The organism is Streptomyces sp. NPDC048507 (assembly GCF_043199995.1).
Lineage (GTDB): Bacteria > Actinomycetota > Actinomycetes > Streptomycetales > Streptomycetaceae > Streptomyces.
On sequence record NZ_JBICWZ010000009.1, the window covers coordinates 196,839 to 205,182 of the forward strand.

Genomic DNA, 8,344 nt, shown 5'->3' on the forward strand with positions numbered 1-8,344 from the left:
GGCCCGCACCCGCCACCCGGCTACGCGAAGGGCTTCACCCAGCGCCGCCAATGGTCCTCGCGGTGGTAGCCGGCCGCCGCCCAGGCCCGCTGCGCACGCTCGTTCCCGACCAGGACCATCGCGTCGCCGCGTCGGCCGCCGACCGCGGCGAAACGCCGTTCGGCCGCCTCCAAGAGCGCCGAGGCGATCCCCTGGCGGCGGCGCGAGGGGAGCACGGCGAGCCGGTAGAGGGAGGCCCGCCAGCCGTCCCAGCCGGCGATCACGGAGCCCACCAGGACCCCGTCGGACTCCGCGAGGAGCAGGGCGTCGGGATCCCGCGTGACCAGCCGGGTCACTCCGTCCACGTCGTCCGTGATCGAGGTGCCCTCCGCCGCTTCCTTCCAGAAGGCGAGCACGTCCTCGACGTCGGCGGGCACGGCGGCGCGTATGCGCAGGTGGGTCATGATCGGCAGCCAAGCACGGCGGGCCCACGGAACGCCAGCGGGTTCCACTCCCCGGGACGGCCCCTCTCGTATCCTCCGAAAAGCCGACCCGCTACGCTTTGCCTTTCCTTTACCATGGGGGTGATGGTCCCCCTCCGACGAAAGGTGTGAGAGTCCGCCCATGGGCGAGCCTCCCAGTCCCCGACATTCCCGCACGTGCACGCGACACCGCATGCCACACCGCGCGGCCCTCCGTCTCCTGGCTGATCATGGGGCGGAGGTGAACAACCGATGACCGAAGTCCTCCTGCTCGTCGTGGCGCTGCTGCTCTGCCTGGCCTGTGGCGTCTTCGTCGCGGCCGAGTTCTCCCTGACCACGATCGAACGCAGCGAGCTCGAACGCGCGGTCGAGCGCGGTGAGCGGGGCGCAGACAGCGCCCTGGCGGCCGTGCGCAGCCTGACGTTCCAGCTCTCCGGCGCCCAGCTCGGCATCACGGTGACCGGCCTGGTCATCGGCATGATCTCCAAGCCCTCGATCGCGGCCCTGCTCAAGGGCCCCTTCGAGGCCATGGGCCTGTCGGCCGCGGTCGCCTCCTCCACGGCCCTGATCCTGGGCACGGCCCTGTCGACCGTCGTCCTGATGGTCGTCGGCGAGCTGGTGCCCAAGAACTGGGCGATCTCCTCACCGCTGGCCGTCGCCAAGCGCGTCTCGACCGCCCAGCGGGTCTTCAGCCGGTCCTTCCGGCCGCTGATCAGCCACCTGAACACCACCGCCAACCACATGGTCCGGCGGTTCGGCATGGAGCCCGCCGAGGAGCTGGCCTCCGCCCGCAGTCCCCAGGAGCTGGTGGCCCTGGCCCGGCACTCCGCGAAGGCGGGCGCCCTGGAGAAGGACACCGCCGAACTGTTCGTGCGGACCCTGAACCTGGCCGACCTCACCGCGGAGAACGTGATGACCCCGCGCGTCCAGGTGACCGCCCTCGACGTGCAGACCACCGCCGAGGACGTGGCCAACGCGACCATGGCCACCGGCCTGTCCCGCTTCCCCGTCTACCGGGGCAGCCTCGACACCGTCGTCGGCACCGTCCACATCAAGGACGTACTGGCGCTGCCCGCCGAGGAACGGCACCGCCATCCGGTGGCGCAGCTGCTGCGCGAGCCGCTCCTCGTACCGGAATCCCTGACCGTGGACCGGCTGCTGGACCGGCTCTCCGGGAAGCAGACGATGGCCGTCGTGATCGACGAGTACGGCGGCACCGCCGGCGTCGCCACCCTGGAGGACATCGTCGAGGAGGTCGTCGGCGAGGTCCGCGACGAGCACGACCCGCACGAGACCTCCGACCTGGCCCCGGCCGGAACGGACGAGTCCGGGCGGGCCCTCTACTCCGCCGACGGCGGCGCCCGCACCGATCAGCTCCGGCAGATCGGGCTGCGCGTCCCCGACGGCCCGTACGAGACGCTGGCCGGTCTGATAGCGACCGAACTGGGGCGCATCCCCGCCGTCGGCGACAGCCTGCGGCTGGACGGCTGGCAGCTGGACGTGGTCGACGCCAGCGGGCGCCGCGCCGCGCGCGTGCTGCTGCGCGCCCCGGCCGGCCCCGCCGACGGCGACGGTGACGGTGACGGCAATGACGAGCGTACGGAGGAGGCCCGATGACCGTCGTCCAGCTGCTGATCGGCCTGGCGACCCTGGTCGTCAACGCCTTCTTCGTCGGCGCGGAGTTCGCGCTGATCTCCGTCCGGCGCAGCCAGATCGAACCGTACGCCGAGCAGGGCGACCGCCGGGCCCGCGCGGTGCTGTGGGGCCTGGAGCACGTGTCGGCGCTGATGGCGGCGGCCCAGCTCGGGATCACGCTGTGCACGCTGGTGCTGGGCGCGGTGGCCGAGCCGGCCATCGCGCACCTGCTGACGCCGGTCTTCGACCTCGTCGGAGTGCCCTCCGGTCTGACGCACGCCATCTCCTTCGTGGTGGCACTGGCCCTGGCGACGTACCTGCACATGCTGTTCGGCGAGATGCTGCCGAAGAACGTGGCGCTGTCCGAGCCGGTGCGCACCGCGCTGCTGCTCGGACCGCCGCTGGTGGCCCTCACGCACGCGCTGAAGCCGGCGATCTTCGCGATCAACGCCTTCGCCAACGCCCTGCTGCGCCTGCTGCGGGTGGACGTGAAGGACGAGGTCTCGGCGACGTTCACGGACGACGAGCTGGCCCGTATGGTCAAGGACTCCAGCGCCGCGGGGCTCATCGACGGCCGGGCGAGCGAGCGGCTGCACGACGCCCTGGAACTGGGGCGGCGCCCGGTCACCGACGTCGTGCTGCCGGTGGAGGGCGTGGTCACGGCCCGGGAGGGCATCTCCCCGGACGGGCTGGAGCGGCTGTCGGCCGAGTCGGGCTACTCCCGCTTCCCGGTCGTGGACGCGCAGCGCCGGATCCTGGGCTACCTGCACGTCAAGGACGCGCTCGACGCCATAGAGCGCGACGTTCCGTTCCCGCTGTCCGAGCTGCGCGCCATCGCGCAGGTACGGGCGGAGACCCCGCTGGACGACGTGCTGACCGCCATGCGGCACAACCGCACGCACCTCGCGGCCGTCCTCGGGGCGGACGGGGCCATGACGGGCCTGGTGACGATGGAGGACGTGCTGCGCGAGCTGTTCGGCCGGCCCGCCTCCGCATAGCCCGGCCGCCCGGCGCGCGGTACCCCGGCCCGGACCTGCGGGGCCGGGGTACCGCGCGGTAGCATCGCTGCGCCATGGAGATGAATGCCTCTTACACCAGTTTCGTCGCGATCGGCGACTCCTTCACCGAGGGCATGTCCGACCTGCTCCCGGACGGTTCCTACCGGGGCTGGGCCGATCTGCTGGCCGCCCGCCTCGCGGCCCGCGAGCCGGGCCTGCGCTACGCGAACCTGGCCGTGCGCGGCAAGCTCATCGGACAGATCGCCGGGGAGCAGGCCGCCGCGGCCGCCGCGATGGGCGCCGACGTGGTCACGCTGGTCGGCGGCCTGAACGACGCCCTGCGGCCCAAGGTCGACATGGGCCGGGTCCGCGCCCACCTGGAGGAGGCCGTGGCCCTCCTGGCACCCTCCTGCGGGCAGCTGGTGCTGATGCGCTCGCCGGGCCGCAACGGTCCGGTCATGGAACGGTTCCGGCCGCGCATGGAGGAGCTCTTCAGCATCCTCGAAGAGCTCTCCGCCCGGCACGGCGCGCTGCTGGTCGACCTGTACGGGGCCCCGGTGCTCGGCGATCCGCGCATGTGGGACGTCGACCGGCTGCACCTGACCGCCGAGGGCCACCGCCGGGTCGCGGAGGCCGTGTGGCAGGCCCTGGGCCTGCCCGCCGAGGAGGACTGGCGGGCCGGGCTGACGGCCTCCGTGCCCCCGCGCTGGCCGGTGCGGCGGGCCGAGGACCTGCGCTTCGCCCGGCAGCACCTGCTCCCCTGGATCGGCCGCCGTCTGACGGGCCGCTCCTCGGGCGACGGCCGCCCCGCGAAGAGGCCGGAGCTCCTGCCGTACGGGACCCCGCCGCTCTCGTAGCATCCCACCATCGCGGGTACCGCCCCCACCTGCGTGAACGCACAGCCGCGGCCCAAGTAGAATCCCTCTACGTGACAGCCAAGCCCCGCATCCCCAATGTCCTGGCCGGCCGCTACGCCTCCGCGGAGCTCGCCGTCCTGTGGTCCCCCGAGTACAAGGTGACGCTGGAGCGGCGGCTGTGGCTCGCCGTGCTGCGCGCCCAGAAGGACCTCGGCATCGACGTCCCCGACGCCGCCCTCGCCGACTACGAGCGCGTCCTGGAGACCGTCGACCTCGCCTCCATCGCCGAGCGCGAGAAGGTCACCCGGCACGACGTGAAGGCCCGCATCGAGGAGTTCAACGCCCTCGCCGGCCACGAGCACGTGCACAAGGGCATGACCTCCCGCGACCTCACCGAGAACGTCGAGCAGCTCCAGATCCGGCTCTCCCTCGAACTGGCCCGGGACCGCACCGTCGCCGTCCTGGCCCGGCTCGGCAAGCTCGCCGGCGAGCACGCCCAGCTGGTCATGGCCGGCCGCTCCCACAACGTCGCCGCGCAGGCGACCACCCTGGGCAAGCGCTTCGCGACCGCCGCCGACGAGCTGCTCGTCGCCTACGACCGCTTGGAGAACCTCCTCGAGCGCTACCCGCTGCGCGGGATCAAGGGCCCGGTCGGCACCGCCCAGGACATGCTCGACCTGCTGGGCGGCGACACCGCCAAGCTGGCCGACCTGGAGCAGCGCATCGCCGGCCACCTCGGCTTCTCCCAGGCCTTCACCTCCGTCGGCCAGGTCTACCCGCGCTCGCTCGACTACGACGTGGTCACCGCCCTCGTGCAGCTGGCCGGCGCGCCGTCCTCGATCGCGAAGACCATCCGCCTGATGGCGGGCCACGAGCTGGTCACCGAGGGCTTCAAGCCCGGCCAGGTCGGCTCCTCCGCGATGCCGCACAAGATGAACACCCGCTCCTGCGAGCGCGTGAACGGCCTGATGGTCATCCTGCGCGGCTACGCCTCGATGACCGGCGAGCTGGCCGGCGACCAGTGGAACGAGGGCGACGTCTCCTGCTCCGTCGTCCGCCGGGTGGCCCTGCCCGACGCGTTCTTCGCCTTCGACGGCCTGCTGGAGACCTTCCTGACCGTCCTCGACGAGTTCGGCGCCTTCCCGGCGGTCGTGGCCCGCGAACTGGACCGCTACCTGCCGTTCCTCGCCACCACCAAGGTGCTGATGGGCGCGGTGCGGGCCGGGGTCGGCCGCGAGGCCGCCCACGAGGTCATCAAGGAGCACGCGGTGGCTTCCGCGCTCGCCATGCGCGAGCAGGGCGCCGAGCGCAACGAGCTGCTGGACAAGCTGGCCGCCGACGAGCGGATGCCGCTGGACCGCGCGCAGCTGGACGCGCTGATGGCCGACAAGCTGTCCTTCACGGGGGCGGCGGGCGACCAGGTCGCGACCGTGGTCTCGCGCATCGAGGCCATCGCCAAGGAGCACCCGGAGGCCGCCGGGTACGCGCCGGGGTCGATCCTCTGACCCCCGACGAGCTCGAAGCCGCCCGTGACCGCGTCCTGCCGGACGTGGTCGCGGGCGGTCTGCGCGTGCTCTTCTGCGGGATCAACCCGGGCCTGCTCTCCGCCGCGACGGGCCACCACTTCGCCCGCCCCGGCAACCGCTTCTGGCCCGTGCTGCACCTGTCCGGCTTCACGCCGCGCAGGCTGGCCCCGCAGGAGCAGGAGGAACTGCTCACCTACCGGCTCGGCATCACCAACGTCGTCGCCCGGGCCACCGCCCGCGCCGACGAACTGGACGCGGAGGAGTTCCGTGAGGGCGGCCGGATCCTGACGGCGAAGGTGGAGCGGCTGCGCCCTGCCTGGCTGGCGGTGGTCGGAGTGACCGCCTACCGCACCGCCTTCGGCGACCGCCGGGCGGCCATCGGCCCCCAGGAACGCACCATCGGCACCACCCGGATCTGGGCCCTGCCCAACCCCAGCGGCCTCAACGCCCACTGGACCGCCGAATCCATGGCCCAGGAGTACGCCCGCCTCCGCGAAGCCGCCTCCACCACCCCCTGACCCCCTCCCCACCGGCCGGGGCCTAGGGAGGATCGGCGACGGTGATCACCGCCACCAGGGCCCAGGAGTCCTGCTCGCCCCATCCCGTCACGCAGGCCACCAGCCACCGGTCCTCCGCCCGCCACAGGTGGACGTGGTCGGTGCTGTTCCTCAGCTCCTCCCACGGCTCCGGTATCTCCTGCGGCACGGCCGGCGAGCTCAGCGTGAAGACCATCGGCACCCCCCACCGCCCGGTCAGAGCCTGGGTCAGGGCCGCGTAGTCGGCGCTGATCTGGTCGGCGGCTTGCGCACGGCCCGCGCCGTCGTCCTCCCGGAAGTCCCCGGTCTCCTCCAGCCGGACCAGGTGGTGACCCGGGCCGCTGCTGTGCCGGCCCAGACGCACCGGCGTGTCCACGAAACTCTGGGCCCGCAGCCGGTCGATCAGGTCGAGATGCTGTGCCGTGGTCATGCCGTCAGTATTCCGGGACCCACTGACAACTGGCCCCGTGTCACGCGTCCCGCCTCCGCACGGCCAGCCATCCCGCCGACAGGGCCACGAGGGCCCACAACCCGGTGACTCCGAGGCCCGTCCACGGCCCGAGCGCCCCCTCCGCCCGTATCCGCAGCACGGCCTGCCCCGCCCGGTCGGGCATGAACTGCCCCGCGCCCCCGGCGACCTGACCGACCACGAAGGGGACGATGAGCAGGAACGGTATGAGCAGCCCCAGCGCCAGCGTGCCGCTGCGGGCGAGCGCGGTCAAACCGGCCGACAGCAGCGCGATCAGCATGAGGTAGACCCCGCTGCCGAACATGGCCCTGATCACCCCCGGGTCGCCCAGGGAGAGGGCGTGTTCCCCCATGAAGGCCTGCCCGGCGCTGAAGGTCACCAGCCCGGTGAGCTGACCGACCACGAAAGCCGGTCCGGCCACCGCGACCACCTTCGAGAGGTAGAGGCGGGTGCGGTGGGGCACGGCGGTGAGGGACACCCGCAGGGCTCCGCCTCGGAACTCTCCCGCGAAGGCAGTGGCTCCGAAGGCAACGGCCGCCAGCTGGCCGAAGGTGATGCCGAAGAAGGCTCCGAGCAGGCGGTCTTCCCCGAGGGCTCCCGGCTGCGACGTGCCAACGACACCCGCGGTCAAGGCGGTGACGCCCACGGTGGTGGCGAACACCGCGAGGAGTGATCCCAGGACGGCCCGGGCGGACCGTATCTTGATCCACTCCGAGTGCAGAACGGCGACAGTGGGCAGGGCGGCGTTCATGGCGGCGACTCCCATCGGATTCAGGCGGCGGTGGCGGAGTACGGGGTGCGGTCGGCGGTGAGGTCGAGGTAGGCCTGCTCCAGGGAGGCACGCTCATCGGTGAGTTCCAGGACGGGAATGCCCTCTCGGGCGGCGAGGGAGCCGATGCGCTCGGCCCGTATGCCGTCGACCGTCCAGCGCCCTCCGTCGGCGGCGGACAGCTGGAACCCCTCCCGGGCCAGAGCGGCTTCCAGCCGGCCGGGCTCCGAGGTCCGCAGGCGCACTCGGGGGGTGCTGCGGGCCTCGATGAACTCCTCCAGCGAGGAGTCGGCGAGCAGCTTGCCCCGGCCCAGTACGACGAGGTGGTCGACGAAGGACGCGGACTCGGCCATCAGATGGCTGGCGACGAACACCGTGCGCCCCTCGGCGGCGAGGCCGCACATCAGCTCGCGGATCCAGATGATGCCCTCCGGGTCCAGGCCGTTGGTCGGCTCGTCCAGCAGGAGCACCCCCGGGTCACCCAGCAGGGCCGCAGCCACGCCCAGGCGCTGGCGCATCCCGAGTGAGTAGGTCCCCACCCGGCGGCGGGCCACGGCGGCGAGGCCGGCCTGCTCCAGGACCGAGTCGACCCGGGCCGGTGGAATCCCGTTGCTGACGGCGAGCGCGAGGAGGTGGTCGCGGGCCCTGCGCCCGCCGTGGGCCGCCTGGGGGTCCAGCAGCGCCCCCACCCGGCGCAAGGGGTCGCGCAGTTCGGCGAACCGGCTCCCCCCGATGGTGACGCTTCCCGAGGTCGGCCTGTCCAGGCCCAGCAGCAGGCGCAGCGTCGTGGACTTGCCGGCCCCGTTGGGCCCGAGGAAGCCGGTGACCTTGCCGGGCAGGACGTCGAAGGTGAGGTGGTCCACGACCCGGTGGGGGCCGTGGTCCTTGGTCAGTTCGCGGATCTCGATGCGGTTCATGGCTCAAGATTCGCCGCCGGACCCGACCTCCCTCCTCCCCCGTGCGAGGGTGGCGGGGGCCCCCCCGGGGGGGGGCGCCCCCCCCCCCCCCCCCGCCCCCCCGAGGTCATGATGCGTCGCCACCGGGGGCCCCTCCGGCCCGGGTCGTACACGCGCGGGCTGCAATTGTGGGTTGC

The 8,344-nt window shown here is 72.8% G+C and carries 9 protein-coding genes; 5 read left to right on the forward strand and 4 right to left on the reverse strand.

Annotation, left to right across the window (positions count from 1 at the left end; genetic code table 11):
• Window positions 1–20: 20 nt before the first annotated feature.
• Window positions 21–443, reverse strand: a complete 423-nt coding sequence (locus ACGFXC_RS24930) for a GNAT family N-acetyltransferase (protein ID WP_393716252.1) — start codon at window positions 441–443, stop codon at window positions 21–23.
• 270 nt (window positions 444–713) lie between these two features.
• Between ACGFXC_RS24930 and ACGFXC_RS24935 the strand changes: the two genes are divergently transcribed.
• The 5 genes from ACGFXC_RS24935 (at window position 714) to mug (ending at window position 5,995) form a co-directional block, all read left to right on the forward strand.
• Window positions 714–2,078, forward strand: a complete 1,365-nt coding sequence (locus ACGFXC_RS24935; RefSeq protein ID WP_393716254.1) for a hemolysin family protein — start codon at window positions 714–716, stop codon at window positions 2,076–2,078.
• Window positions 2,075–3,094 carry a hemolysin family protein gene (locus ACGFXC_RS24940; protein WP_393716256.1) on the forward strand — a complete coding sequence of 340 codons (1,020 nt, stop codon included), beginning with the start codon at window positions 2,075–2,077 and terminating at the stop codon, window positions 3,092–3,094. The genes ACGFXC_RS24935 and ACGFXC_RS24940 overlap by 4 nt, the downstream gene beginning before the upstream one ends.
• A 74-nt stretch (window positions 3,095–3,168) precedes the next feature.
• Complete coding sequence (locus ACGFXC_RS24945) at window positions 3,169–3,951, forward strand: SGNH/GDSL hydrolase family protein (RefSeq protein WP_393716258.1); 783 nt, start codon at window positions 3,169–3,171, stop codon at window positions 3,949–3,951.
• Between the two features lie 71 nt (window positions 3,952–4,022).
• Complete coding sequence (gene purB / locus ACGFXC_RS24950; RefSeq protein WP_393716260.1) at window positions 4,023–5,456, forward strand: adenylosuccinate lyase; 1,434 nt, start codon at window positions 4,023–4,025, stop codon at window positions 5,454–5,456.
• Window positions 5,453–5,995, forward strand: a complete 543-nt coding sequence (mug, locus tag ACGFXC_RS24955) for a G/U mismatch-specific DNA glycosylase (protein ID WP_393716387.1) — start codon at window positions 5,453–5,455, stop codon at window positions 5,993–5,995. The genes purB and mug overlap by 4 nt, the downstream gene beginning before the upstream one ends.
• A 22-nt stretch (window positions 5,996–6,017) precedes the next feature.
• On the opposite strand, the gene ACGFXC_RS24960 is transcribed toward mug, so the two are convergent.
• The 3 genes from ACGFXC_RS24960 to ACGFXC_RS24970 are packed head-to-tail and all read right to left on the reverse strand — an operon-like array spanning window position 6,018 to window position 8,168.
• Entirely contained in the window at window positions 6,018–6,443 is a 426-nt protein-coding gene (locus ACGFXC_RS24960) for a hypothetical protein (protein ID WP_393716262.1), read from the reverse strand.
• Window positions 6,444–6,483: 40 nt separating this feature from the next.
• Window positions 6,484–7,233: an ABC transporter permease subunit gene (locus ACGFXC_RS24965; RefSeq protein WP_393716264.1), complete on the reverse strand. Its 750-nt coding sequence runs from the start codon at window positions 7,231–7,233 to the stop codon at window positions 6,484–6,486.
• Window positions 7,234–7,253: 20 nt separating this feature from the next.
• A complete protein-coding gene (locus ACGFXC_RS24970; protein ID WP_393716266.1) occupies window positions 7,254–8,168 on the reverse strand; it encodes an ATP-binding cassette domain-containing protein in 915 nt (304 codons plus the stop codon).
• Between the last annotated feature and the right edge of the window lie 176 nt (window positions 8,169–8,344).